Consider the following 23,590-nt stretch of genomic DNA (forward strand, 5'->3'; position numbering starts at 1 on the left):
CATGACCGAGCCCGTCATATCCCTGCGCGGCGTCCGCGCGGACCTGGGCTCGCGCCCCGTCCTGCGCGGAATCGACCTCACCGTGCACCGCGGCGAGGTCGTCGCCCTGCTCGGTGCGAACGGCTCCGGCAAGTCGACGGCCGTGCGCAGCGTCATCGGACAGGTGCAGACCGGTGCCGGTGAGATCGAGTTGTTCGGCACGGACCGCAGGCGGTTCCGCGACTGGCACCGCGTGGGCTACGTCCCGCAGCGCACCACGGCCGCGGGCGGGGTGCCCGCCACGGTGACCGAGGTGGTCTCCTCCGGCCGCCTGTCCCGGGCCCGCTTCGGCCTGCTGCGCAAAGCGGACCACGCTGCCGTACGGCGGGCCCTCGATCTCGTCGGCATGGCCGACCGGGCCAAGGACTCGGTCGACGCGCTCTCCGGTGGCCAGCACCAGCGGGTCCTGATCGCCCGCGCCCTCGCTTCGGAGCCCGAGCTGCTGATCATGGACGAGCCGATGGCGGGCGTCGACCTGGCCAGCCAGGAGGTGCTCGCGCACACCCTGCGGGAGCAGGTCGCCCAGGGCACGACCGTGCTGCTGGTACTGCACGAGCTGGGCCCGCTGGAGCCCCTCATCGACCGGGCGGTCGTCCTGCGCGACGGCTGCGTCCTGCACGACGGGCCGCCCCCGAAGGCCGTGGGGCAGCACGCCCTGCCCGGCCACGACCACGTGCACCCGCACGCACCGGCGGGCGCCGAACCGATCCGCACGGGACTGCTGAGCTGATGGACTTCCTCGACTACGCCTTCATGCAGCGGGCGCTGCTCGCCGCCGTCCTGGTCGGCATCACGGCCCCCGCCGTGGGCATCTACCTGGTCCAGCGCCGCCAGGCCCTCATGGGCGACGGCATCGGCCACGTCGCGATGACCGGCGTGGGCCTCGGCTTCCTGCTGACCTGGTCCCCGGTGTGGATGGCGACCCTCGTCTCGGTCCTCGGCGCGGTCCTCATGGAGCTGATCCGCTGGTACGGCAGGACCCGCGGCGACATCGCCCTCGCGATGCTGTTCTACGGCGGCATGGCGGGCGGTGTGATGTTCATCAACCTCGCGCCGACGGGCTCCAACGCGAGCCTGACGTCGTACCTGTTCGGCTCCCTGTCGACGGTGTCCGAGTCGGACGTCACGGCGATCTGCGTCCTGGCCGCCTTCGTCGTGCTGGTCACCCTCGGGCTGCGCCGGCAGTTGTTCGCGGTCAGCCAGGACGAGGAGTTCGCGCGGGTGACGGGCCTGCCGGTGCGCGTCCTGAACCTGCTGACGGCGGTCACCGCGGCCGTCACGGTGACGGTGGCGATGCGTGTGGTCGGCCTGCTGCTGGTCAGCGCGCTGATGGTGGTTCCGGTCGCGGCCGCCCAGCAGATCAGCCGCAGCTTCGCCGCCACCTTCGCGATCGCTGTCGCCATCGGCGTGAGCGTGACGATCGGCGGCACCGTCACCTCCTACTACCAGGACGTGCCGCCCGGCGCGACGATCGTGCTGCTGACGATCGGCGCGTTCATCGTGCTGGCGGCGCTCGCCGCGCCGCTCGCCCGGCGCCGCGCCCGTGCCCGGACCGCCGCTGACGCCGCCGGCGACCCGGCGGAGTGCACGATTCCGGCCACTCGGGAGGCAGCCGGCGAAGTCGGCGTCTGACCGCCCCCACTCCGGACTGGCACAATGGCCCGGGCAAGGCAGACGTGAGGAGGCAACGGTGACGACCGCTGGACCGTCCGTGAAGGGCCGCGCCACCAAGCAGCGGGCCGCTGTGGCGGCGGCCCTGCAGGAGGTCGACGAGTTCCGCAGCGCGCAGGAACTGCACGACATGCTCAAGCACAAGGGCGACTCGGTCGGGCTCACCACGGTCTACCGCACCCTCCAGTCCCTCGCCGACGCCGGTGAGGTCGACGTCCTGCGCACCGCCGACGGCGAGTCCGTCTACCGCCGCTGCTCCACCGACGACCATCACCACCACCTCGTGTGCCGCGGCTGCGGCAAGGCCGTCGAGGTCGAGGGCCCGGCCGTGGAGAAGTGGGCGGAGTCCATCGCCGCCGAGCACGGCTATGTGAACGTGGCCCACACGGTGGAGATCTTCGGCACCTGCGCGGACTGCGCGGCGGCAGCGAAGTAGGGCCACTGGCCGGCTGGGGCCCTGGGCGGCTAGGTCCCCTTCGGGCGCCGCCCGGCCTTCTCCGCCCGCGACCGTACGGCCGCGGTGGCCGCCGCGAGGAGCAGCACGGCCGCCGCGATGACGAGCAGCGCCCGTCCCGTGCCCAGCGGCACCAGCCAGAGCGTGCCGAGCACACCGCCGGTGAAGATCCCGCCCACGGTGGCCGTCCACCGCGTCCGGGCCAGCCGCTGCCCGGCCGTCATCCCGTGCAGCGCCACCTGAGGGCGCCTGAGCACGTCGTCGATGAGCTCGGCGATGGCGGTCTGGCTGAGCAGCGTGGGCATGCCCGGCACGTGCACGCGCAGCACGGTGGAGGCCCGCACCCCCATCGCCAGCGCGACGAGGGCGACGACCGTGTGGTCGTCGACGTCGGCGACGGCCTCGGTGCCGTGCTCCGCCAGGGTGAGGACGCCGGCGGTCACCAGCAGCACCGCCTCGCAGACCAGTCCGGCCGGGAACCAGTCCCTCCCGCGCGCCGCGAGCCGCTTCAGTACGACGTCCGCGACGGCCGCCCCGGCCATGAACGCCGCGATCGCGACGGCGGGCCGGGCCACCGGCACCTGTCCCTCCCCGGCGAGCGCGAACGACAGGAAGAGCACGTTGCCGGTCAGCAGCGCGCAGAAGACCTTCCCCATGGTCAGGAAACTGACGGCGTCGACGGCACCCGCCAGCACGGTGAGCACCGTCATGACGCCCACCCGCCGGGCGTCGGACGCGAGGGACGGGGCCTTCCCGGCATCGGACATGCCGTCAGTCTGGGCAGCACCGGCGGCGCCCCGCGGAACCGCCGCCCGGACACGCGGCCGATGGCTACGCCCGGCCTACTGCCGCCCGCCCTCCACGAGGCCGCGGGCGGTGAGTCCACGGCGGACGAGCAGTGAGAGGGCGGAGGAGACGAGGATGACGGCCCCGCCGATGCGCAGCAGGAGGTCGTAGGCCTGTTCCGGAGCGGTCTGAGGGGTGAGCGAGGTGATCGCGGCCGCCACGGCCGCGAGGCCGATGGCGCCCAGGGTGACCAGGGCCGTGAGGACGACGCCCGAGGCCTCCCCGGCACGGGCGGGCGGGACGACCTGCTGGGTGGCCACACTGGCGAACGTCCACCCGAGCCCCAGCCCGAGCGCGCACCAGGTGAACACGGGCAGGTAGACCCACCACGACCAGGCCAGGCTCAGCCCGATCATGCCGCTGCCGGCGACGGCCCCGGCCAGCGCCATGACGCTGGTGGGCCGCATCCGCTCGGAGAGCCAGGCGCCGATGGGCCCGGCACAGGCCACCATGACGGCCGGGGCGAGGAACACCGTGCCGGACAGGATCGCCGACAGCCCCCGCACCTGCTGGAGCTGCAGGGTGGCGAGGAAGACGGTGACGGCGTACCCCATGTTGGCCACCGACCCCATCACGGTGACGAGGTCGAAGCGGACGTTGTGGAACAACCGGAAGTCCACCAGCGGATGCCGGCAGGTCCGCTCCCGCCGCACGAACAGGGCACCGGCCGCCACCGCGACGGCGAACAGGGTGAGCGTGCGGGCATGGTCCCAGCCCCAGGCGCTGCCCCGTTCCACGGCCAGGGTCAGGGCCGCGAGGCTGGTCACGACGGCCAGACAGCCTGGCAGGTCGACCTGGCGGGGCGCGCTCTCGTCCCGGGAGTCGGGGACGTACCACAGGGCGATCAGCAGCGACAGGGCGCTGAGCGGGGCCAGCAGCCAGAAGATCCACCGCCAGCCGGGTCCGTCGCTGAACCCGCCGCCGACGAACGGGCCGAGAGCGGTGCCGACGTTGGCGATCCCGAACATCGCGCCGAGCGCCCGGGCCCCGGTCTCCTCGGGGAAGGCGTTGCTGATGACGGACACCGACACGGGGAAGATCAGCGCCGCGCCCGCGCCCTGGACCACACGGGCCGCGACGAGGACGCCCAGGCCGGGTGCGAGAGCGCAGCCGACCGAGGCGGCGGCGAACAGCCCGGTACCGGCCAGCAGGATCGGCCGCCGGCCGAGGAGATCGCCCAGCCGGCCGCCGACGATGAACAGGCAGCCGATGGCGAGCATGTAGGCGGACAGCGTCCACTGGGCCGCCGAGACCGTCGTGTCCAGCTCGGCGGAGATGGCGGGGATGGCCAGGTTGAGGGCGAAGAAGTCCAGCTGGATGCAGAGCAGGGCGAGGGAGGCCGCCGTGAAGGCCCCGGCCCGCCGCGTGGTCCCCCGGGGCGACCGTACGGCCGTCGTACCCATGTCACCAGCACACCGCCGACGGGGCCCGGCTGCCACCGGAGGGGCTGCCGGGCCGGTCGGGGCTGGTGAGGCTACTGCTGCTTGCCCTCCATGGCCATCAGCTCCTCGTTCGGGATGGCGCCGCCGAATCGCCGGTCCCGCGAGGCGAACTCCAGGCACGCCCGCCACAGGTCACGCCGGTCGAAGTCCGGCCACAGCACGTCCTGGAACACCATCTCGGCGTACGCGCTCTGCCAGATCAGGTAGTTGGAGGTGCGCTGCTCGCCGCTGGGACGCAGGAAGAGGTCGACGTCCGGCATGTCCGGGTAGTACATGTACTTCGCGAAGGTCTTCTCGTTGACCTTCGACGGGTCGAGCTTCCCGCTCTTCACGTCCTCGGCCAGCGCCTGCGCGGCATCCGCGATCTCGGCGCGCCCCCCGTAGTTCATGCAGAAGTACAGGGTCAGCCGGTCGTTGTCCTTGGTCTGCTCCTGGGCGATCTGGAGCTCCTTGGCCACGGACCGCCACAGCTTGGGCATCCGGCCCACCCAGCGCACCCGGATGCCCAGCTCGTCGAGCTGGTCGCGGGTCTTGCGGATGAAGTCCCGGTTGAAGTTCATCAGGAAGCGCACCTCGTCCGGCGACCGCTTCCAGTTCTCGGTGGAGAAGGCGTACAGGGAGATCGCGCCCACGCCCATCTCGATGGCGCCCTGGAGCACGTCGAGCACCCGCTCGGCACCGACCTTGTGACCCTCGGTGCGCGGCAGGCCCCGGTCCTTGGCCCAGCGCCCGTTGCCGTCCATGACGATCGCCACATGCTTGGGTACGAGCTCTCCGAGCTTCGGCGGCCGTGCGCCGGACGGGTGCGGCTCCGGCGTCCTGTACTCCCGGCGCTGCCGCCCCAGGATCCCGCGTACGGCCATGTGTCTCTCGCTCCTCGTGCTTGCTTGCTTACTTCTGTACGGGCTTGCTTCTGTACGGGCCTACTTCTCGACGTAGCGCAGGGAGCGCAGCCCGCGCTCCATGTGCCAGTGCAAATACGCGGACACCAGCCCGCTGCCCTCCCGGACGTACCGCGCCTCGCACGCGTCCGCGGTCTCCCAGTCTCCCGTGAGCAGGGCGCCGAGGAGTTCCAGGGCCTGGGGCGAGGGTACGACGCTCCCGGGCACCCGGCAGTCCACGCAGACGGAACCGCCCGACGCGACCGAGAAGAACCGGTTGGGCCCAGGCATACCGCACTTCGCGCAGTCGGTGAAGCTCGGGGCGTACCCGTTGACGGCGAGGGAGCGGAGCAGGAACGCGTCGAGCACGAGGTGCGGCGCGTGCTCGCCCCGGGCGAGGGTCCGCAGTCCGCCGACGAGCAGCAGATACTGCTGCACGGCGGGTTCGCCCTCGTGATCGGTGAACCGCTCGGCGGTCTCCAGCATGGCGGTCCCGGCGGTGTACCGGGCGTAGTCGCTCACGATGCCGCCCCCGTACGGGGCGATGGTCTCACTCTGCGTGCACAGCGGCAGCCCGCGTCCGACGAGCTCGCTCCCCTTGGCGAAGAACTGCACGTCGACATGGGAGAACGGCTCGAGGCGCGCACCGAACTTCGACTTCGTCCGGCGCACCCCCCGGGCCACCGCCCGTACCCGGCCATGACCCCGTGTGAGCAGCGTGATGATCCGGTCCGCCTCACCCAGCTTCTGGGTGCGCAGCACGATGCCGTCGTCGCGGAACAGACTCATGGCGCCATTCTCGCAGGGTCGTCGCGCCGCGGAGACCTCGCTCCTCAGGGCCATCGCGTCAAGGGAGCTCGCCTCTGCTGCGTGCGTTGGCGTACGCCGTCGCCGCGCGCAGCCGCTCGGCCGGGGTGGCGTGCCGTACGGCACCGGGGTCGACGTCCCACTCCTTGCCGCCCCCGTGCGGCCTTAACTGCACATAGGGCCCCTCATGCCCCATGACGATGCCGATGCGGTCACTGCGGGTGTCGACGACGTACGCGCCGATCGGCGGCTTCACCGCGCCACCGCCGCGAGCCGCCGGGCCGTCGCCGCCCCCGGTGACGGCGGTTTGTCTCCGGCCTTGGCGAGTTCCGCCCGCAGTTCCTTCACCGCATCCTCCGCTTCTTCGGCGCAGCGCCGAAAGTCGTGCCTCCACCGTGCTCCCCTCCCCGTAGAGATTTCACTCTTCGCATCTTCACGGTGACGCTCCGCGTCTACACTCGGGAAAGGTCTGTGCCGTACAACTGCGGCGCGGCGCAAAGGGGTTCGGCAAAACACGCACGTCGGCGGCATTTTCGGGCGGTTGTGCAGGAAGTCGATTGACGACGAGCGGCGCGGCCGCTGACATAATCCGGCTGTGGACACGCCTACCGAGGCGGACGGCATACGGACGGGCCCCGTCCAGTGGGTCATGCGCCCGGCCGAGCCGCAGGACGTCGAGCCGATCGCGGAGCTGCGGGCCGTGGTCATGCGCCCGGACCTGGAGCGTCTGGGCCGTTTCGACGAGCACCGCGTGAGGCAGCGGCTGCGGGACGCCTTCCTCCCGCGGCACACATCGATCATCGAGGCCGACGGCGCCTTCGCGGGCAGCGTCGCCCTCTGTCCGTCCGAAGAGGACGAGGGCCACCGGCTGGAGCACTTCTACCTCGCCCCCGCCGTGCAGGGCCGAGGCCTGGGTTCGGCCGTGCTGCGAGCCGTGCTGGCCAGGACGGACGAGGCCGGCGAACCGGTCCGGCTGAACGTCCTCCAGGGCAGCCGGGCCCGCCGCCTTTACGAACGCCACGGCTTCAGGGTCGAATCCCAGGACCCGGTCGACATCTTCATGCTGAGGCTCCCGGGCGGGGACGACCGCTTCGTCGAGTGAGCCCGTAGGGGGTAAGCCCCCTGACAGATCCGGGCGTTACCCGGATTCGGAGTGTGCCCGAGAGCCGCCACGCTCGTTCCATGCAGCAGATCAAGCGCAACGCCGCACTGGTCGCGGCCTCCGTCGTCCTGCTCGGGCTCACCGTCCCGTTGAGCGCGTCCGCCGCGGCGGCCGGGCCTCTCACGTGGACCAAGTGCGAGGGCACCGGCCTCGATCCCAGACAGCGGTGTGCCACGGTGGACGTCCCGATGGACTACTCCGATCCCGACGGGCGGACGATCCGGATCGCCGTCTCCCGGATTCCGAGCGAGAAGCCCGCCGCCCGTCGCGGTGCGCTGTTACTCATCCCGGGCGGGCCCGGCGGCGACAGCCTCTCCGATCCCTCGGAGAAGGGCAGGAATCTGCCCCGGTCGGTACGCGACGCATACGACCTCATCGGCTTCGCACCGCGCGGCAATTCTCCGTCCACGCCCGTGAGCTGCGACACCGACCACTCCGACCTCCCCCGCACCAAGCTGTTCCCCTGGCCCGCAGCCGGCGGATCCGTCGCCGAGAGCATGGCCACCGCCCGGCGGATGTCGGACGCCTGCGCCCGCGACGGCGACGAACTGCTGCAGCACGTCAGCAGCAAGAACAACGCCCGCGACATCGACCGGATCCGCGTCGCCCTCGGCGAGCGCAAGCTGTCGGCCTGGGCCATCTCGTACGGCACCTACGTCGGCGCCGCCTACCTCGAGTTGTTCCCGCGTCGCACCGACCGCATCGTGCTCGACAGCAACAGCCACCCCGACCCGGTGCGGGCCCTACGCGCCTGGTTCGCCGCGCTCGAGGTCGGTGTCGAGGACAACTTCCCCGAGTTCGCCAAGTGGGCTTCCCGGCCCGCAAACCCGTACCGGCTGGCCCGCAGCGCGGCCGAGGTGCGCCCGCTCTTCTTGCGCCTCGCCGCCCGCCTGGACCGCACTCCGATCCCCTGGCCGGGCGCCAACCCCGAGGAGCTGAACGGCAATGTCCTGCGCCAGACCATGCTGGACGGCTTCCAGGACCCCGCCGACGGCTACGCCGCCGTCGCCGAACTGATGCTGGCGGCGCGGAAGGGCACGGTGCCGTCCGCGCCCCAGGCGCCGCCGGACTCGGTGCTGCGGAACTATGCCGCGGTCCTTGCCGCCACCGTCTGCAACGACGCCGCCTGGCCCCGGTCGGCCGCCGCTTACCAAAAGGACGTCGCCGCCAGCCGCCTGAAGTACCCGCTGACCGCGGGCATGCCGAGGAACGCGATGGTGTGCGCCGCCTGGCCGTGGCAGCCGAAGGAGCCGCCGGTGCGCGTCACCGACCGGGGGCCGTCCGATGTCCTGCTCATCCAGAACGAGCGGGACGTGGCGACCCCTCTCAGTGGTGCGCTGAAACTGCGCGAGGCCCTGGGCCGGCGAGCCGTGATGGTCACGAACGACGCCACCGGCCATGGCGCCTACCTGGACAACGGCACCGCATGCGGCGACGCTCTCGTCTCACGCTTCCTGGCCACCGGGGAACGGCCCCGCAAGGACACCTACTGCCGCTGACCGGCCTGACACGCCCCGGCGTACCTGCGGGCCACCGCGTGGAACGCCTCCTTCGGCTCCCAGTGCCAGCCGGAGGCGGGGTCGTCCGGGCGGTCCTTGATCACCTTGGTGAGGGAGTACGCCGCCATGTCGAGGTCGAGGCGGGGATCGTCCGGGCGGTGCGGGGCGTCCGGGCTGACGAACTCGAAGGTCATCGCCGCGTACAGGCCCATCGCCTCGAAGACGTCCAGCAGTTCACCCACGTAGTCGGCCTGGACGCGCTCGCTGCGGACCGGGTTCCCCTTGATCTCCGGCGGCTCCTTGTCGTGGTCGACGATGTCCCAGCCCATGCCGGCGGTCTCGGGCGCGCCGACGTACGCGCACGTACCGAACTCCGTGATCGCGAGCGGCTTGCCGTGGCGCAGGTACTGCTTCAACTCCCGGACGTACTCGGACCGTTGCGTGAAGTACGAGTAGTAGTCGATACCGACGATGTCGAAGAGGTTCCAGTCCGGGTCGTCGATGGACTGGGCGGCTGCGTAGCTGAGGTTGCCCCTGAAGACCGAGCGGCCGACCTTCGCGGCCTTCGTCGTGAACTCGGCGAGGCGGCGCTGTGTTCGCGGCCAGTCGACGGTGCCGTTCTGGAGGTGCCTGATCCGGTCCAGGACCGTCTCGCCCGGCAGGATGCCGGGGACGAACAGCCAGAACTCGCAGCCGACGCTGAGGTCGACACTCGCGCCCTGCCTCCGCAGCCGCTCCGCGAACCGTCCGGTCTCGGCCAGGTGTTCCAGGATGTCCCGCTGCGGAGCATCCCCCAGGGTCGGCTGCAACCAGATGTGCAGCCCCCGTTCGGCGGCCTCGGCGGCGGTGGCGGTGAGCCGCTCGACACCGTCGCCGGTGACGTCGATGGTGTCGGCGTGCAGGTCGTCGCGGATCGCCCGGACGTCGGCCCGCATCCGGCGCGCACTCCACGCGGTGCCGGACGTCTCCCCCGCCCCGACCGTGTAGACGACACCCCGGCGCCGCAGCCCGCGGTTGTGCCGGGCTTCCGCCGCCCGGGCCTGCCCCACCGGCCCCACCGCCCCGGCGATCCCCACCGCCGCCGCCCCGGCCAGGAACTGCGCCCGGTTGATGCCCTTCGCCTGCTTGTTCCCCTTGGTCTCTGCCATGCCGTTCACTGTGCCGAGCGGGCGCCCGCCCGCGCTGTCGGCCGTCGGTCTACGGCAGCGCGACCAAGGTATGAGGCCCCGCGCCGAAGGAGAGGCTCACACCTCACCGAACCGGCGTACGTACTGCCGCTGCCAGGGTGTTTCCACCGCACGCCGGTCGTAGTGCCGACGGACGTACGCCACCGCCTCCTCGCCGGGTACGCCGTCCAGGACGGCGAGGCAGGCCAGAGCCGTGCCCGTGCGGCCCCGTCCACCACCGCAGGCGATCTCCACACGCTCCCCGGCTGCCCGTTCCCAGGCATCGGCCAGCGCCGAGCGGGCGGCTGCCCGGTCCGACGGAAGGCGGAAGTCGGGCCAGCGGATCCAGCCCGATGCCCAGGGAACCCCGGGCGGCCGCCGGCCGAGCAGGTAGACACCGTAGGAGGGAAGGGGCGCACTCGGGTCCAGAGGGTGGCGGAGACCCCGCCCCCGCACCAGCCGACCGGAAGGCAGTCTCAGGACGCCGGCGTCACTCTCGCTCCACAGGTGAGTCATGCCCCTCATCATGCTGCGAACCCGCCTGCCCAGGGGCGGAATCACCCCACCCCCCGCGACTCCTCCCCCGCCCGCGCCTCGATCCCCCGGAAGTGGACCGCCATCGCCCGCTGCGCCCCCTCGACATCACGGGCCCGCAGCGCCGTGACGATGTCGCGGTGGCGGCGGACGGTGATCTCGGGGGACGGGTCGTCGGTCCAGCCGCGGGCGCCGGAGACCCGGCGGAACACCGTCCAGAAGGCGCCGAGGAGTTGCGGGACCAGCGCGTTGCCGAGGGAGGCGTACAGCGCCTCGTGGAACTCGCGGTCCAGCTCCGGGAAGGAGCGGCCCGTGCCGCCGGCGGACTCCATGCGGGTCACCACGCCTTCCAGACGGTCCAGTTCCGCTTCCGTGACCGTCGTGGCGACCCTGCGGATGAGCCCCTCCTCGAGCACCTCGCGGACCTGGAGGATCTCGGCCAGGGCGCCGGTGTCGTCGTCGAGCCGGGCCAGGGTGCGAAAGGTGAGGCCGTCGACGAGCGGGGTGAGGGAGGCCTGGCCCACGTAGGTGCCGTAGCCGTGGCGGATCTCGACGATGTCGAGGGCCTGGAGGGCCTTGAGCGCCTCACGGACGGAGTTGCGGCTGACGCCGAGAGCCTCCATCAGTTCGGTCTCGGTGGGCAGCGGCGCGCCGGAGTTGAGTCTGCGGTCGAGGATGAGCTGCACGACCTGGCGCTGTACCCGGCTGGTCCTGGGCTCCTCGGACATGCGCCGCATCGTACGCGCCCCGGACGTCCCACGTCCCACCTCTGGCGGTACCAGTACCGGTCGATCCCTGATAAGGCGTCAACTCGCGTCGCTCACAGCGTCATTGGTGCGACCTCTGGCAGATGCGCCATTCGTGTGCGATCCCTTGACCACCCTCACGGCCCCTCCTATGGTCACGCTGACCGCAGGACGTAGGACGTCGTATCTCCTCAGCCCGTCCCTTCCCCCCAGACCTCTCGCTGGAGGACCCGTGCGCGACGTGACCCATGAGGTGCCGGCACCGCACCGCCGGTCGTTCCTGAAGTACACCGGCGCGCTGGGCGCGGCCGCCGCCGTCTCCGCGTCACTGTCCGCCTGTTCGGCCGGACCGGAGTCCACCAACGAGACCGGTGGCGGCGAGGGCCGGGAGCGGACGCTCACCGCGGTGATCGGCTACGGCAACGACGGCAGCTGGGACCCCACCCAGACGGCGTCCGCGTTCTGCATGGCCGCCAACAACCACATCTACGAGGGCCTGCTGGACACGGACCCGATCTCCCGCGAGCCGTACGCGGCGCTGGCGACCGAGGTGCCGAAGGATCCGAACAGCACGTCGTGGAGGTTCGCGCTGCGGGCCGGGGCCAAGTTCCACGACGGCAAGCCCGTCACGGCCGACGATGTCGTCTTCGTCTTCGAGCGGATCCTCGACCCGGGCACCCAGACCCTCGCCAAGGGGTTCTTCGCGAGCTGGCTGAAGGAGGTCCGGAAGATCGACGCGCGGAACGTGGAGCTCGTGCTGAAGTTCCCGTTCCCGGACGGGCTCGCGCGGCTGACGCTCGCCAAGATCATGCCGAAGCACGTGTTCTCGCAGCCGGGCGCCTGGGACGACGCCATCAAGGGCAAGGCGATCGGCTCGGGTCCCTACCGGCAGACCGCGCACCACCCCAAGTCGAACACGACCTTCGAGGCGTTCGACGGCTACAACGGACCCCGGGGGCCCTCCTTCCGCAAGATGAACTGGCTGACGATCGTGGACGCCGCGCCCCGCGTCGCGAAGATCTCCGGGTCCAGCGCGGGCGCGCAGATCGCGGACAACATCCCGTACGCCAACATCGGACAGTTGGAGAGCAGCGGGCTGACCGTCGCCGGCGGTGCCGGGATGAACAACCTGTTCCTGATGTTCAACACCAAGCACAAGCCGTTCGACGACGTACGCGTGCGCCAGGCCCTGCACTACGCCATTGACACCGAGAAGATGGTGGAGGTGGCTCTCAAGGGCCACGGGAAACCGTCGAGTTCCTTCCTCGACGAGAGCAACCCGTCCTACCGCCGGGCGAAGACGGTCTACGACTACGACCCCGACAAGGCGAAGGCGCTGCTCAGGGCCGCCGGGGTCAAGGGGCTGAGCATCGACATCCTCGCCGTGAACGTCAGCTGGATCGTCGACTGCCTGCCGACCGTCAAGGCCTCCTGGGACGCGATCGGAGTCCGTACCACCCTGTCCCCGCAGGAGACCACGGCCGTGTTCACGAAGATGGACCAGAAGCAGGACTACCAGGTCGTCGCCGCCGCCTCGAACCCCAACCAGTTCGGCCTCGACGCCGACCTGATCATGCACTACAACTACGGCTCCGAGAACCTGTGGATGCAGTACACGCGGTGGGCCGGCGACCCCGTCGCCAAGGCGCTCTTCAAGGACATGGACCGGGCCACCCGGGAGCCGGACACCGCGAAGAAGAAGGCGATGGTCCAGGACTACATCGACGTCGTCGCCGAGCAGGCCGTGCTCTATCCGGTCGTCCACAACGAGCTGATGACGGCCTGGGACCAGAAGCGGCTCAGCGGGATAAGGGCCCAGCCGTACCCGGGCATCAACCTCCTCCAGGCCAAGTGGGCCTAGCGGTATGACGGCCGTCCTGCGGATCCTGCTCCGCCGCGTCGCGCTGCTCGTGCCGCTGCTGCTCGGCATCGTGCTGTTCGTGTTCCTGGTGATGCGGTTCTCGGACGTCGACCCGGCGTCGGCGTTCTTCCAGGGCGCCAACCCCACACCGCAGCAACTGCACGACTTCCGCGAGGAACACGGCCTGCTCGACCCGCTGCCGGTGCGCTACGCCGACTTCCTCGCCGACCTGCTGCACGGCGACATGGGCACCAGCGCGCTGACCCGGGCGCCGGTGCTCGACCAGGTCACGACCGCGCTGCCGCTCACCCTCCAGCTGACCTTCCTGGGCCTGGGCATCGCGGTGGTGCTGTCCCTCGCCGGCGGGGTGACCGCCGCGATCTACCGGGACCGGCTGCCCGACCAGATCATCCGGGTCGTGTCGCTGACCGGCGTCGCGGCGCCCGGCTTCTGGCTGGCGCTGCTCATGATCCAGTACCTGGCGGTCGACCTCGGCTGGTTCCCGACCGGTGGCTACATCAACCCGGCCGACTCCTTCACCGGCTGGCTGAAGACGATGACGCTCCCCGCCCTCGCCCTCTCCCTCCCGGTGGCGGCGCAGCTGGCCCGGATCGTGCGGACGGCCGTGGTGGAGGAACTGGACAAGGACTATGTGCGGACGGCGATCGGGAGCGGGCTGCCGCCCCGGGTGGTGGTGGGGCGGAACGTCCTGCGCAACGCCCTGATCAATCCGCTCACCGTGCTCGGCCTGCGCGTCGGCTACCTCCTCGGCGGCGCGGTCGTCATCGAGACGATCTTCTCGCTGCCCGGTATGGGCAAGCTGATGATCGACGCCGTGAAGAACGGCGATCCGGCCGTCGTCCAGGGCGTCGTCCTGACCACGGCGGCCGGCTTCGTCGTCGTGAACCTCGTCATCGACGTCCTCTACCTGCTGGTCAACCCGCGACTGAGGGATGCGACCGCATGATGACCCGCGAGAGTCTCACCACGGCGCTGTCCCGGCCCGGCCTCCGGCTGCGCGGCTGGCGCCGGCTGCCGTTGCTGTCGAAGGTCTCCGTCTGCTTCCTGGCGGTCGTCGTGCTGGTGGCGCTCCTGGCGCCGCTCCTCGCCCCGCACGACCCGCTCGACCAGCAGGCACCCGTCGACGGCACCGGACATCCGTCCGCCGAGCACTGGATGGGCCAGGACAGCCTCGGCCGGGACATCCTCAGCCGGCTGATGTACGGGGCACGCTGGTCACTGGCGATCGGGCTCGGCGCCACCGCCCTCGCCCTGGTGGCCGGCGCGCTGCTCGGGGCGGTCGCGGCCACCTCGCGCAAGGCGGTCGACGAGACGCTGATGCGGTGTCTGGACGTGGTGATGGCGTTCCCGGGCATCGCGCTCGCGGCCGTGCTGGTGGCGGTGTTCGGCGGTGGGATCACGGTGCTGATCTGCGCGATCGCGTTCCTGTTCACACCACCGGTGGCGCGCGTGGTCCGGGCGAACGTCCTCGACCAGTACGGCGAGGACTACGTGACGGCGGAACGGGTGATCGGCGCGCGGACCCCGCACATCGTGCTCAAGCACGTGGCGATCAACTGCGCGGCGCCCGTGCTGGTGTTCTGCACGGTCCAGGTCGCCGAGGCGATCGTCTTCGAGGCGTCACTGTCCTTCATCGGGGCGGGCGTACGGCCGCCCGACCCGTCCTGGGGCAGCGTCATCGCGGACGGCAAGAACATGGTGCTGACCGGCGGCTGGTGGGCGACCGTCTTCCCCGGGCTGCTGATGCTGGTCACGGTGCTGTCGCTGAACATCCTGTCCGAGGGGGTGTCCGACGCCTGGGCGGCCCCGTCGGCGCGGGAGGTGGACGCGCCGGAGGACGACCGGTTCGAGGCACCGGAGCCCGGCAGCGGGGAGGTCGTCCAGCTGCCCGGTCTCGTGGAGGCGGCGCGGCGGCTGCGGGCCCGGGCCCGTGACCTGCCCCGGGACGGGCAGCCGGTGCTCGCGGTGGAGAACCTCGCCGTCGGTTTCGAGCGGCGGCACGGCGGCGTGGACATCGTGGACGGCATCAGCTTCGAGGTGCGTCCCGGTGAGGTGCTCGGGCTGGTCGGCGAGTCGGGCTGCGGGAAGTCGCTGACCGCGCTCGCGATCATGGGGCTTCAGCCGAAGGGGGCGCGCGTCCGCGGCCAGGTCCGTTTCGGCCGGCGGGACCTGCTCACCGAGCCGATGCGCGTCCGCCGCAGGCTGCTCGGCCACGAGATGGCGATGATCTACCAGGACGCCCTGTCGTCGCTGAACCCGGCGATGACGATCCGCGCCCAGCTGAAGCAGGTCGTCCGGCGCGGCGGGCGGCACACTCCCGCCGAGCTGCTGACGATGGTCGGCCTCGACCCCGAGCGGACCCTGCGCAGCTACCCGCACGAACTCTCCGGCGGCCAGCGCCAGCGCGTCCTGATCTCGATGGCCCTGTCCCGCGACCCGAAGCTGATCGTCGCCGACGAGCCGACGACCGCCCTCGACGTCACCGTGCAGGCACAGGTCATGGAGCTGCTGCTGCGGCTGCGCGAGGAGCTGGGCTTCGCGCTGGTCCTCGTCTCGCACGACCTGGCGCTGGTCGCGGACGTCACGGACCGGGTGGTGGTGATGTACGGCGGGCAGATCGTGGAGTCGGGGGTGACGGCCGATCTGGTGGAGGCCCCGGCCCACCACTACACGCGCGGGCTGCTCGGCAGCGTGCTGTCGCTGGAGTCGGCGCAGGAGCGGATGACGCAGATCAAGGGGGTCGTTCCGGCCCCGGCCGACTTCCCGGCGGGCTGCCGGTTCGCGGACCGGTGCCCGCGTGCGAGCGGGGTCTGCCGGACGACGGCCCCGGACCTGACGGGTACGCCTTCGCACACGGCGGCCTGCCACCACCCGGCCATCGAGCTGACGACGACCGAGACAGAGGCGGTGTCATGACCACCCTGGTGGAGCTCACCGACGCGCACGTCGTCCACAAGGCCCGCAGCGGCGGCGTGTTCACCCGGGACCGGGTGTACGCCCTGACCGGCGCCGACCTGGCCATCGCGCCCGGCGAGACGGTCGGTGTGGTCGGTGAGTCGGGCTGTGGGAAGTCGACGCTGGCGAAGGTGCTGGTGGGGGTGGAGCGGCCGACGCGGGGGACGGTGTCGTTCCGGGGCCGCGAGCTGTGGGCGATGCCGGCGGCCGAGCGCCGCCGGGTCGTCGGCGGCAGCACCGGCATGATCTTCCAGGACCCGACGACGGCCCTGAACCGCCGCCTGACCGTCCGGCAGATCCTGCGGGACCCGCTGGACGTGCACGACCGGGGCACGAGGGCCCGACGCGACGACCGGGTGCGGGAGCTGATGTCCCTGGTCGGCCTCCCCCGGGCCCTGGCAGAGGCCCTGCCGGGCCAGTTGTCGGGCGGGCAGCGCCAGCGCGTCGCGATCGCCCGGGCGCTGGCGCTGGACCCGGACCTGGTCGTGGCGGACGAGCCGACCAGCGCCCTGGACGTCTCGGTCCGCGCGCAGATCCTCAATCTCCTGCTGGATCTGAAGGAACGTCTGGGTCTGGCCCTGGTGTTCGTCTCGCACGACATCCAGACCGTACGGCGGATGAGCGACCGTGTGATCACGATGTACCTGGGGCGGATCGTGGAGGAGTCTCCGGCCGCCCTGGTCACCGACCGGGCCCGGCACCCGTACACCCGCGCCCTGTTCTCCGCCACGCCCGGCCTGCTCGACCCGATCGACCCCATCCCGCTGGCCGGTCCGGTCCCGTCGGCGACGCGCCCGCCGAGCGGCTGCCCGTTCCGCACGCGCTGCTGGAAGGCGGACGGTACGTGCGCGGCGGTGATGCCGGACTTCTCGGCCGCGTCGTCCCCCGGTCACCGCTTCCGCTGCCACCATCCTGTCCAGGAGGACGAGTCGACCCGCGACCTCGCCCGCCGACGCGCCCCGATGGAGGCTCCATGACGATCGCCCCGCCGACCGGTGTCATCCCGCCCGTCTGCACGCCCCTGACACCGGACCGCGAGGTGGACGTCCCCTCGCTGCTCAGGCTGGTCGACCATCTGGTGACCGGCGGGGCGCACGGCCTGTTCGTGCTCGGCTCGACGTCGGAGGCGGCGTACCTGACGGACGGGCAGCGCCGGCTGGTGGTCGAGTCGGTCGCCGCCCACGTCGGCGGACAGCTCCCGGTGCTGGCCGGGGCGATCGACATGACGACGCCCCGGGTCCTGGACCATGTCGCGTCGGTGACGGCGGCCGGCGCGGACGGCGTCGTCGTCACCGCCCCGTTCTACGCCCGCACCCACCCGGCGGAGATCGCCCGCCACTACCGCGGGGTCGCGGCGGCGAGCCCGGTCCCGGTCATCGCCTACGACATCCCGGTCGCCGTCCACACGAAGCTGCCCGCGGACGTCGTCCTGGAGCTGGCGGCGGACGGTGTCCTCGCCGGGCTGAAGGACTCCAGCGGCGACCTGGCGGCGTTCCGCAAGGTCCTCAGCGGCGCCCGGGACCGTCAGGGCCTCACCGGCTTCAGCGTGCTGACCGGCTCCGAGCTGGTCGTCGACGCGGCCCTCATGCTCGGCGCGGACGGCGCGGTCCCCGGCCTCGGCAACGTCGACCCGCACGGCTACGTCCGCCTGTACGACCTGTGCCGCTCCGGGGACCTGGAGGCGGCCCGGGCCGAACAGGAGCGGCTGTGCGCCCTGTTCGGCCTGGTGGGCGTCGGCGACCCGGCCCGGATGGGCCCCGGTTCCTCGGCGATCGGCGCCTTCAAGGCCGCGCTGCACCTGCGGGGCGTGATCGACTGCCCGGTCACGGCGGAGCCGCAGGTGCCGTTGGCGCAGGACGAGGTGGAGCAGGTGGGGAAGTACCTGGCGGCGGCCGGGCTGCTCTAAGGGGTCCTTTCACTATGAGCGTCCGACCCGGACGGGGATAGTGAAAGGACCCCTAAAGTTCGTCGACGGGCAGGCGGCGGAACTCGATGGTCTCGTAGGTGCCCTGCGCTCCCGTCTCGTAGAGGATCCCCACCGTCCGCCGGCCGAGCGGCACCAGGTCGGAGTATGCCGCGGGCTGCTGCGACAGCGTCAGTGCCTTGGTGAAGGTGACACCGCCGTCCGTGCTGCGCCACACGGCCATGGCCCGGCGGGCGGTGGGGACGGACGGTCCGGAGAACAGCAGGGGTGCGCGGCGGCCGGGGAGTTGCAGGACGCTTCCCTGGACGACGGGGACGTCGTTCAGGGTGGGCTGGACGGTGTAGGGCCGGTCGAGTGACCGGCCGCCGTCCCCGGAGTGGCTGTCGAGCCGGTTGCCGGGGCTCGTGCCGTGCTGGTCGCGGGCGTTGAAGTACACCCTGCCGTCGGGGAGCTGGGCGGCGGTCGACTCGTTGGCGTTGTCCACGCCCTCGTAGGAGTCGTCGACGAAGCCGAGCCGCCAGGTCCGGCCGCCGTCGTCGCTGAGGAGGGCGTGGGCGCCGTAGTACCGGGGCTCCTGGCCGGTGTCCGGGGAGCCGTCCGGCGGGGCCGCCGAGTGGTTGGCGGGGACGACCAGGCGGCCCGTGTACGGGCCGTGGGTGAGGGCGATGGCGTGCCCGGGGCCAGTGGCGTACCAGCGCCAGGAGGGGAGTTTCACCTGCCGGGTGATCTCGCGGGGTGCGGTGAAGCGCCGGCCGTCGTCCCGGCTGCGCTGCACGAACACGCGGCGGCCCTGCTCGGGCGTGACCTCACCGCGCATGATCTGGGCCTCCGTGACTTTCCCGCTGTTGTAGGAGGTGAGCAGTACGACCGCTCCGGTGCGCGGGTCGACGACGGGGGCCGGGTTGCCCCGGGTGTCGCCGTTCCCGGCGGCCACGACGACGAGCGGGCCCCAGGTGCAGCCGCCGTCCGTCGAGCGCCTGAGGACGACGTCGATGTCGCCGGTGTCACCGGCGCCCCCGCGCCGCCCTTCGGCGAAGGCGAGGACGGTGCCCTTGCCGGTGACGGCCGTGGCGGGGATGCGGTACGTGTCGTAGCCGCCCTCGCCCGCGACGTACGGGACGGAGGACGTGCAGCCGGGGGCGGCCGAAGCGGCGGTGGCGGCGGTGAGCGGGGTGAGGAGGACTGCGGTGACGAGGAGGGTGCGGCTGAGGAGTCTCATCCTTCTCCTGGCTTCTGCAGGCTCCAGCCGGTTTCCGGTGGAGGCTGCCTGCGGAGCTCCGCGCGGGGCCGCCGGATCAGGACGGGGTGCGCGCCGCGGCCGCCATCAGCCGCGTCACATCGTCGGAGCAGATGGTGAGCGCGGCCCCGACCGTGGCGAGGACGTCCCGTTCGGCGGGGGTGTAGGGCCCGTCCGCGAGGGCGATCCGTGCTCCCTGGAGCAGGATCGATTCGCGGCCCACGGTGGCGAGGTGGGGGGCGAGCGGGTCCAGCGCCTCGTGCAGCTCTATGGCCAGTCCCGCGCCGCAGGGCGCTCCGGTGATCCGCCCGGTGTCCGCCTCCAGCGCCACGACGAGGGCGGCGAGCTGCTCCTCCGTGCAGTCGTCGAAGCCGGCCGCGCGCACGGCGAGCACGGCGGTCTCCAGGGCCGTACGCGAACCGGTGCCGCCCGCCGCCAGCACCGCGAGGGCGACGGTGTGCACGGCGTCGCGCAGCATCGCGGAGAAGCGGGTGGTGGTCGGATGGTCGAGGACGTCGGTGCCGAAGTGGCGGCGGCAGGCGGCGCACTCCACGACCGGGCCGGTCTCGCCGCGCGGCAGCACGGGCAGGCCCAGCAGGGTGAAGCGGCGCTGTCCGGTCAGCCGCTGGTAGTTGCGGTCGCCGCCGCAGCCGGGGCAGAAGAACTCCCCGTCACCGGCGGCCGTCCATGCGATACGGGTGCCCAGGATGCGCGAACCCCTGGCGGCATGGCCGTTTCGTCCCCGTCCTGGCAGCACGTCGCACCTCCGTCACGCCGCACGGCAGCGTCGCCGCGCTTGCGTGATGTTAGCCACATCCATGAGGAGGAGTCAGCACCCCGGAGGAGACCTTTCCGTGACCCTCACACGGATTGGCCGGTATGCGACGGGGCTCCGCCCGCCGGACATCGGCGGGCGGAGCCCTCAAACCGCCTTCTGGACTGGTCAGCGCGCGGCGCGGTTGACGGCCGAAACGACCGCCTTCAGGGAGGCCCGCGTCGTGTTCGCGTCGATTCCGATCCCCCACAGGACCTTGCCGTCGATCGCGCATTCGATGTAGGAGGCGGCCTGCGCGGACGCGCCCTCGCTCATCGTGTGCTCCTGGTAGTCCAGCAGGCGTACGTCGATGCCCACGGACTGCAGGGCGTCGAAGAAGGCCGAGATCGGACCGTTGCCGGAGCCGGTGAGGACGGTGTCCTGGCCGTCGACCGAGGCCTCCACCTTCAGCGTGTCCACGCCGTCGGTGTCGGTCGTCGACTGGTTGTTCTTGACCTGGATCCGGCCCCACGGGTTCTGCGGGTTGGGCAGGTACTCGTCCTGGAAGACCGCCCAGATGTCCTTCGGCGTGACCTCGCCGCCCTCGGCGTCCGTCTTCGCCTGGATGACCTTGGAGAACTCGACCTGCATACGGCGCGGCAGGTCCAGGCTGTGGTCGTTCTTCAGGACGTAGGCGATGCCGCCCTTGCCGGACTGCGAGTTGACCCGGATGACCGCCTCGTAGGAGCGGCCGACGTCCTTGGGGTCGATCGGCAGGTAGGGGACGGCCCACTCGATGTCGTCGACCGTGACGCCCTTGGCGGCGGCGTCGGCCTCCATGGCGTCGAAGCCCTTCTTGATGGCGTCCTGGTGGGAGCCGGAGAAGGACGTGTAGACCAGGTCGCCCACGTACGGGTGGCGCGGGTGGACCTCCATCTGGTTGCAGTACTCCCACGTACGACGGATCTCGTCGATGTCGGAGAAGTCGATCTGCGGGTCGACGCCCTGGGAGAAGAGGTTCATGCCCAGGGTGACCAGGTCGACGTTGCCGGTGCGCTCGCCCTGCCCGAACAGGCAGCCCTCGACACGGTCGGCGCCGGCCATCAGGGCCAGCTCGGCGGCGGCGACGGCGGTGCCGCGGTCGTTGTGCGGGTGGACGGAGACGCAGACGTGCTCGCGGCGCGAGAGGTTGCGGCTCATCCACTCGAAGCGGTCGGCGTGCGTGGAGGGCGTCGAACGCTCGACGGTGGCGGGCAGGTTGAGGATGATCTCGCGGCCCGGGCCCGGCTGGTAGACGTCCATGACCGCCTCGCAGACCTCCAGGGCGAAGTCCAGCTCGGTGTCGGTGAAGATCTCGGGGCTGTACTGGTAGCCGAACTCCGTCTCGGGGCCCAGCAGCTTCTCCGCGTACTCCATGACCAGGCGGGTGCCGTCGACGGCGATCTGCTTGATGTCGTCCTTGGAGCCGCGGAAGACGACCCGGCGGAAGACGGGGGCCGTGGCGTTGTAGAGGTGGACGGTCGCGCGCTTGGCGCCCTTCAGGGACTCCACGGTCCGCTCGATCAGGTCCTCGCGGGCCTGGGTCAGCACGGAGATGGTGACGTCGTCGGGGATGGCGCCCGGCTCCTCGATGATGGAGCGCACGAAGTCGAAGTCGGTCTGGCCGGAGGCCGGGAAGCCGACCTCGATCTCCTTGTAGCCCATCTTGACCAGCAGGTCGAACATGGCGCGCTTGCGGGCGGGCGACATGGGGTCGATCAGAGCCTGGTTGCCGTCACGCAGGTCGGTGGAGAGCCAGCGGGGGGCGGTGGTGATCCGGTTGTCCGGCCAGGTGCGGTCCGGGATGTCGACCTGCTCGTAGCGGCCGTACTTGTGGATCGGCATGGAACTGGGCTGCTGGCGGTTCGCCATGATGCGGGGGCTCCTCAGAGGGTGTCCGGAAGGACGGCCGACGACGCAGCACCAAGCTCCGCGGGGAGGGAGTCGGCCTCGACTACAGGCCCTCGCCGCGGCAGCTAAGGAGAAGCAGCCCGAAACGCATGATGCGCAGCATGCTAGCCGAGGCTCTCCGAAGTGCGGAGGTCCGTATCAGTATGCGGGACCGGTCGCCCAAACGGGACAAAAAGTGCGCCATACCACTTCGCCACGGAGAGTGAAGGCCGTTGTCCCGGTATTTCACCAATCATGGTGGCGACTAGTGACAGGCTCATCACACAGTGCAATGGTGCCGGACATGACGACTCACGGGGGCTTCGAGCCCGTCTTCTGCACCATCGTTCCGCCCCACGTCCTCGACAAGCTGGCCCAGGCCGAGGACCCCGCGCTGGCCGGTCCGGCCCGCCGCACCCTGCAGCGCGACGCCTACGAGCGCACCCAGCGCCGCCTCACCACGGTCATCGGCGCGAGCGCCGTCGCCGCGGTCGCCGACGGCAAGCCGCAGCGCACGGTCTACGACGCCCGGCACGGCACCGACCTGCCCGGCCGCAAGGTCCGCGGGGAGGGCGAGGACCCCGGCAGGGACGCCACCGTCAACCGCGCCTACGCCGGCCTCGGCGCCACCTTCGAGCTGCTGCTCACGGCGTACCAGCGCGACTCGATCGACGGGAACGGACTGCCGCTGGACGCGACGGTCCACTACGACCGGGACTACAACAACGCCTTCTGGAACGGCGAGCAGATGGTCTTCGGCGACGGGGACGGGGAGATCTTCCTCGACTTCACCATCCCGATCGACGTCATCGGCCACGAACTCGTCCACGGCGTCACGCAGTACACGGCCAACCTCACCTACTTCGGCCAGCCGGGTGCGCTGAACGAGTCGGTGTCGGACGTCTTCGGCTCGCTCATCAAGCAGTACACCCTCGGTCAGACCGCCGCCGAGGCCGACTGGCTGATCGGCGCGGGCCTGCTCGCCCCACGGGTGACGGGCGTGGCGCTGCGCTCCATGAAGGAGCCGGGCACGGCGTACGACGACGACGTCCTCGGCAAGGACCCGCAGCCCGCGTCGATGGACGACTACGTCCGCACCGGCCGCGACAACGGCGGTGTCCACATCAACTCGGGCATCCCGAACCACGCCTTCTACCTCGCGGCCACGGCCCTCGGCGGTCACGCCTGGGAGCGGGCGGGACAGGTCTGGTACGACGTGCTGACCGGCGGCGAGCTGAGGGAGCAGGCGATGTTCACCGACTTCGCCACGCTCACCGTCAAGGCCGCGCGGGAGCGGTACGGCGACGGGGAGGAGCTGGACGCCGTCTCCAAGGCGTGGGAGCAGGTCGGGGTGCGGACGCTGTAGTTCCGTACTAGACAGGTGCCATGCGGATTTCGGTGAGGCGCACGGGCGGGTTCGCGGGCATCGAGCGGTACGCCGAGGTGGACACCTCGGGCCGCCTCGATGCCGCCGAGTGGCACGCCCTGGCCGAGAAGGCCGTGGCCGACGCCCGGAGCACGCCGCCGGTCGGGGTTCCGGACGGGTTCGGCTACCAGCTCACGGTGGACGGGAAGACCGTGTACTGCGCGGACCCCCGGCTGACGGACGAGCAGCGGAAACTGATCTCGCAGGTACTGAAGGAGGGCGCGTAACAGGTCCTG

General features: G+C 71.4%; 23 protein-coding genes. 12 read left to right on the top strand and 11 right to left on the bottom strand.

The features are described 5' to 3' along the window. The first annotated feature begins 1 nt into the window (after position 1). The 3 genes from ABZ016_RS02200 to ABZ016_RS02210 are packed head-to-tail and all read left to right on the top strand — an operon-like array spanning position 2 to position 2,146. Positions 2 to 769, top strand: coding sequence for a metal ABC transporter ATP-binding protein (locus ABZ016_RS02200; protein ID WP_356914621.1), 768 nt, complete (start codon positions 2 to 4; stop codon positions 767 to 769). Next, positions 769 to 1,671, top strand: a complete 903-nt coding sequence (locus ABZ016_RS02205) for a metal ABC transporter permease (protein WP_356914622.1) — start codon at positions 769 to 771, stop codon at positions 1,669 to 1,671. The genes ABZ016_RS02200 and ABZ016_RS02205 overlap by 1 nt, the downstream gene beginning before the upstream one ends. A gap of 58 nt (positions 1,672 to 1,729) precedes the next feature. Beyond that, positions 1,730 to 2,146 carry a transcriptional repressor gene (locus ABZ016_RS02210; RefSeq protein WP_003990107.1) on the top strand — a complete coding sequence of 139 codons (417 nt, stop codon included), beginning with the start codon at positions 1,730 to 1,732 and terminating at the stop codon, positions 2,144 to 2,146. Positions 2,147 to 2,175: 29 nt separating this feature from the next. Here the strand turns inward: ABZ016_RS02210 and ABZ016_RS02215 are convergent, their stop codons facing one another. The 5 genes from ABZ016_RS02215 to ABZ016_RS02235 form a co-directional block, all read right to left on the bottom strand. Then, positions 2,176 to 2,931: a YoaK family protein gene (locus ABZ016_RS02215; RefSeq protein WP_356914623.1), complete on the bottom strand. Its 756-nt coding sequence runs from the start codon at positions 2,929 to 2,931 to the stop codon at positions 2,176 to 2,178. A gap of 75 nt (positions 2,932 to 3,006) precedes the next feature. Then, entirely contained in the window at positions 3,007 to 4,413 is a 1,407-nt protein-coding gene (locus ABZ016_RS02220; protein ID WP_356914624.1) for an MFS transporter, read from the bottom strand. Positions 4,414 to 4,484: 71 nt separating this feature from the next. Then, positions 4,485 to 5,315 carry an isoprenyl transferase gene (locus ABZ016_RS02225; protein ID WP_356914625.1) on the bottom strand — a complete coding sequence of 277 codons (831 nt, stop codon included), beginning with the start codon at positions 5,313 to 5,315 and terminating at the stop codon, positions 4,485 to 4,487. A 60-nt stretch (positions 5,316 to 5,375) separates the two neighbouring features. Then, the gene (gene recO, locus ABZ016_RS02230) at positions 5,376 to 6,122 is read right to left on the bottom strand and encodes a DNA repair protein RecO (protein WP_020273157.1); all 747 of its coding nucleotides are present in this window, start codon (positions 6,120 to 6,122) and stop codon (positions 5,376 to 5,378) included. A 58-nt stretch (positions 6,123 to 6,180) separates the two neighbouring features. Next, the gene (locus ABZ016_RS02235; protein WP_356914626.1) at positions 6,181 to 6,396 is read right to left on the bottom strand and encodes a hypothetical protein; all 216 of its coding nucleotides are present in this window, start codon (positions 6,394 to 6,396) and stop codon (positions 6,181 to 6,183) included. Positions 6,397 to 6,789: 393 nt separating this feature from the next. Here ABZ016_RS02235 and ABZ016_RS02240 point away from each other — a divergent pair, with 393 nt between their 5' ends. Then, a complete protein-coding gene (locus ABZ016_RS02240; protein ID WP_356915037.1) occupies positions 6,790 to 7,242 on the top strand; it encodes a GNAT family N-acetyltransferase in 453 nt (150 codons plus the stop codon). An 80-nt stretch (positions 7,243 to 7,322) separates the two neighbouring features. Then, on the top strand, positions 7,323 to 8,801 hold the full coding sequence (locus ABZ016_RS02245) for an alpha/beta hydrolase (RefSeq protein WP_356914627.1): 1,479 nt from the start codon (positions 7,323 to 7,325) through the stop codon (positions 8,799 to 8,801). Here ABZ016_RS02245 and ABZ016_RS02250 read toward each other — a convergent pair. The 3 genes from ABZ016_RS02250 to ABZ016_RS02260 form a co-directional block, all read right to left on the bottom strand. Beyond that, on the bottom strand, positions 8,789 to 9,949 hold the full coding sequence (locus ABZ016_RS02250) for an abortive phage infection protein (RefSeq protein ID WP_356914628.1): 1,161 nt from the start codon (positions 9,947 to 9,949) through the stop codon (positions 8,789 to 8,791). The two genes, ABZ016_RS02245 and ABZ016_RS02250, sit on opposite strands and share 13 nt — an antisense overlap. 96 nt (positions 9,950 to 10,045) lie before the next feature. Then, positions 10,046 to 10,483, bottom strand: a complete 438-nt coding sequence (locus ABZ016_RS02255) for a protein phosphatase (RefSeq protein WP_356914629.1) — start codon at positions 10,481 to 10,483, stop codon at positions 10,046 to 10,048. A 41-nt stretch (positions 10,484 to 10,524) separates the two neighbouring features. Then, positions 10,525 to 11,238 carry a FadR/GntR family transcriptional regulator gene (locus ABZ016_RS02260; protein WP_356914630.1) on the bottom strand — a complete coding sequence of 238 codons (714 nt, stop codon included), beginning with the start codon at positions 11,236 to 11,238 and terminating at the stop codon, positions 10,525 to 10,527. 241 nt (positions 11,239 to 11,479) lie between these two features. Here ABZ016_RS02260 and ABZ016_RS02265 point away from each other — a divergent pair, with 241 nt between their 5' ends. The 5 genes from ABZ016_RS02265 to ABZ016_RS02285 are packed head-to-tail and all read left to right on the top strand — an operon-like array spanning position 11,480 to position 17,990. Further along, a complete protein-coding gene (locus ABZ016_RS02265; protein ID WP_356914631.1) occupies positions 11,480 to 13,108 on the top strand; it encodes an ABC transporter substrate-binding protein in 1,629 nt (542 codons plus the stop codon). A gap of 4 nt (positions 13,109 to 13,112) precedes the next feature. Beyond that, on the top strand, positions 13,113 to 14,075 hold the full coding sequence (locus ABZ016_RS02270) for an ABC transporter permease (protein ID WP_356914632.1): 963 nt from the start codon (positions 13,113 to 13,115) through the stop codon (positions 14,073 to 14,075). After that, positions 14,072 to 16,045 carry a dipeptide/oligopeptide/nickel ABC transporter permease/ATP-binding protein gene (locus tag ABZ016_RS02275; protein WP_356914633.1) on the top strand — a complete coding sequence of 658 codons (1,974 nt, stop codon included), beginning with the start codon at positions 14,072 to 14,074 and terminating at the stop codon, positions 16,043 to 16,045. The genes ABZ016_RS02270 and ABZ016_RS02275 overlap by 4 nt, the downstream gene beginning before the upstream one ends. Further along, a complete protein-coding gene (locus tag ABZ016_RS02280) occupies positions 16,042 to 17,061 on the top strand; it encodes an ABC transporter ATP-binding protein (protein ID WP_356914634.1) in 1,020 nt (339 codons plus the stop codon). The genes ABZ016_RS02275 and ABZ016_RS02280 overlap by 4 nt, the downstream gene beginning before the upstream one ends. Beyond that, the gene (locus ABZ016_RS02285; protein ID WP_356914635.1) at positions 17,058 to 17,990 is read left to right on the top strand and encodes a dihydrodipicolinate synthase family protein; all 933 of its coding nucleotides are present in this window, start codon (positions 17,058 to 17,060) and stop codon (positions 17,988 to 17,990) included. Before ABZ016_RS02280 ends, ABZ016_RS02285 begins: the two co-directional genes overlap by 4 nt. A gap of 52 nt (positions 17,991 to 18,042) precedes the next feature. Here ABZ016_RS02285 and ABZ016_RS02290 read toward each other — a convergent pair whose 3' ends face one another. From ABZ016_RS02290 to leuA, 3 genes are all read right to left on the bottom strand, one after another. Further along, on the bottom strand, positions 18,043 to 19,227 hold the full coding sequence (locus ABZ016_RS02290) for a sialidase family protein (protein ID WP_356914636.1): 1,185 nt from the start codon (positions 19,225 to 19,227) through the stop codon (positions 18,043 to 18,045). Between the two features lie 76 nt (positions 19,228 to 19,303). Beyond that, positions 19,304 to 20,002: a TerB family tellurite resistance protein gene (locus tag ABZ016_RS02295; RefSeq protein WP_356914637.1), complete on the bottom strand. Its 699-nt coding sequence runs from the start codon at positions 20,000 to 20,002 to the stop codon at positions 19,304 to 19,306. A gap of 186 nt (positions 20,003 to 20,188) precedes the next feature. Further along, complete coding sequence (gene leuA, locus ABZ016_RS02300; RefSeq protein ID WP_356914638.1) at positions 20,189 to 21,910, bottom strand: 2-isopropylmalate synthase; 1,722 nt, start codon at positions 21,908 to 21,910, stop codon at positions 20,189 to 20,191. A gap of 322 nt (positions 21,911 to 22,232) precedes the next feature. Between leuA and ABZ016_RS02305 the strand changes: the two genes are divergently transcribed. Then, positions 22,233 to 23,294, top strand: coding sequence for a M4 family metallopeptidase (locus tag ABZ016_RS02305; protein ID WP_356914639.1), 1,062 nt, complete (start codon positions 22,233 to 22,235; stop codon positions 23,292 to 23,294). 20 nt (positions 23,295 to 23,314) lie between these two features. Next, entirely contained in the window at positions 23,315 to 23,581 is a 267-nt protein-coding gene (locus ABZ016_RS02310) for a protealysin inhibitor emfourin (RefSeq protein WP_356914640.1), read from the top strand. Positions 23,582 to 23,590 lie beyond the last annotated feature (9 nt).

Source organism: Streptomyces sp. NPDC006372, from assembly GCF_040612515.1.
Taxonomy (GTDB): domain Bacteria; phylum Actinomycetota; class Actinomycetes; order Streptomycetales; family Streptomycetaceae; genus Streptomyces.

Excerpts from the sequence above, each read along its gene's own strand:
- ABZ016_RS02205 (WP_356914622.1), top strand. The coding sequence starts at position 769 with ATGGACTTCCTCGACTACGCCTTCATGCAGCGGGCGCTGCTCGCCGCC.
- ABZ016_RS02310 (WP_356914640.1), top strand. The coding sequence starts at position 23,315 with ATGCGGATTTCGGTGAGGCGCACGGGCGGGTTCGCGGGCATCGAGCGG.
- ABZ016_RS02200 (WP_356914621.1), top strand. The coding sequence starts at position 2 with ATGACCGAGCCCGTCATATCCCTGCGCGGCGTCCGCGCGGACCTGGGC.
- ABZ016_RS02255 (WP_356914629.1), bottom strand. The coding sequence starts at position 10,483 with ATGACTCACCTGTGGAGCGAGAGTGACGCCGGCGTCCTGAGACTGCCT.
- ABZ016_RS02290 (WP_356914636.1), bottom strand. The coding sequence starts at position 19,227 with ATGAGACTCCTCAGCCGCACCCTCCTCGTCACCGCAGTCCTCCTCACC.
- ABZ016_RS02215 (WP_356914623.1), bottom strand. The coding sequence starts at position 2,931 with ATGTCCGATGCCGGGAAGGCCCCGTCCCTCGCGTCCGACGCCCGGCGG.
- ABZ016_RS02260 (WP_356914630.1), bottom strand. The coding sequence starts at position 11,238 with ATGCGGCGCATGTCCGAGGAGCCCAGGACCAGCCGGGTACAGCGCCAG.
- ABZ016_RS02225 (WP_356914625.1), bottom strand. The coding sequence starts at position 5,315 with ATGGCCGTACGCGGGATCCTGGGGCGGCAGCGCCGGGAGTACAGGACG.
- ABZ016_RS02305 (WP_356914639.1), top strand. The coding sequence starts at position 22,233 with ATGACGACTCACGGGGGCTTCGAGCCCGTCTTCTGCACCATCGTTCCG.
- ABZ016_RS02285 (WP_356914635.1), top strand. The coding sequence starts at position 17,058 with ATGACGATCGCCCCGCCGACCGGTGTCATCCCGCCCGTCTGCACGCCC.
- ABZ016_RS02250 (WP_356914628.1), bottom strand. The coding sequence starts at position 9,949 with ATGGCAGAGACCAAGGGGAACAAGCAGGCGAAGGGCATCAACCGGGCG.
- ABZ016_RS02245 (WP_356914627.1), top strand. The coding sequence starts at position 7,323 with ATGCAGCAGATCAAGCGCAACGCCGCACTGGTCGCGGCCTCCGTCGTC.
- ABZ016_RS02220 (WP_356914624.1), bottom strand. The coding sequence starts at position 4,413 with ATGGGTACGACGGCCGTACGGTCGCCCCGGGGGACCACGCGGCGGGCC.
- ABZ016_RS02240 (WP_356915037.1), top strand. The coding sequence starts at position 6,790 with ATGCGCCCGGCCGAGCCGCAGGACGTCGAGCCGATCGCGGAGCTGCGG.
- recO (WP_020273157.1), bottom strand. The coding sequence starts at position 6,122 with ATGAGTCTGTTCCGCGACGACGGCATCGTGCTGCGCACCCAGAAGCTG.
- leuA (WP_356914638.1), bottom strand. The coding sequence starts at position 21,910 with ATGGCGAACCGCCAGCAGCCCAGTTCCATGCCGATCCACAAGTACGGC.
- ABZ016_RS02280 (WP_356914634.1), top strand. The coding sequence starts at position 16,042 with ATGACCACCCTGGTGGAGCTCACCGACGCGCACGTCGTCCACAAGGCC.
- ABZ016_RS02275 (WP_356914633.1), top strand. The coding sequence starts at position 14,072 with ATGATGACCCGCGAGAGTCTCACCACGGCGCTGTCCCGGCCCGGCCTC.
- ABZ016_RS02270 (WP_356914632.1), top strand. The coding sequence starts at position 13,113 with ATGACGGCCGTCCTGCGGATCCTGCTCCGCCGCGTCGCGCTGCTCGTG.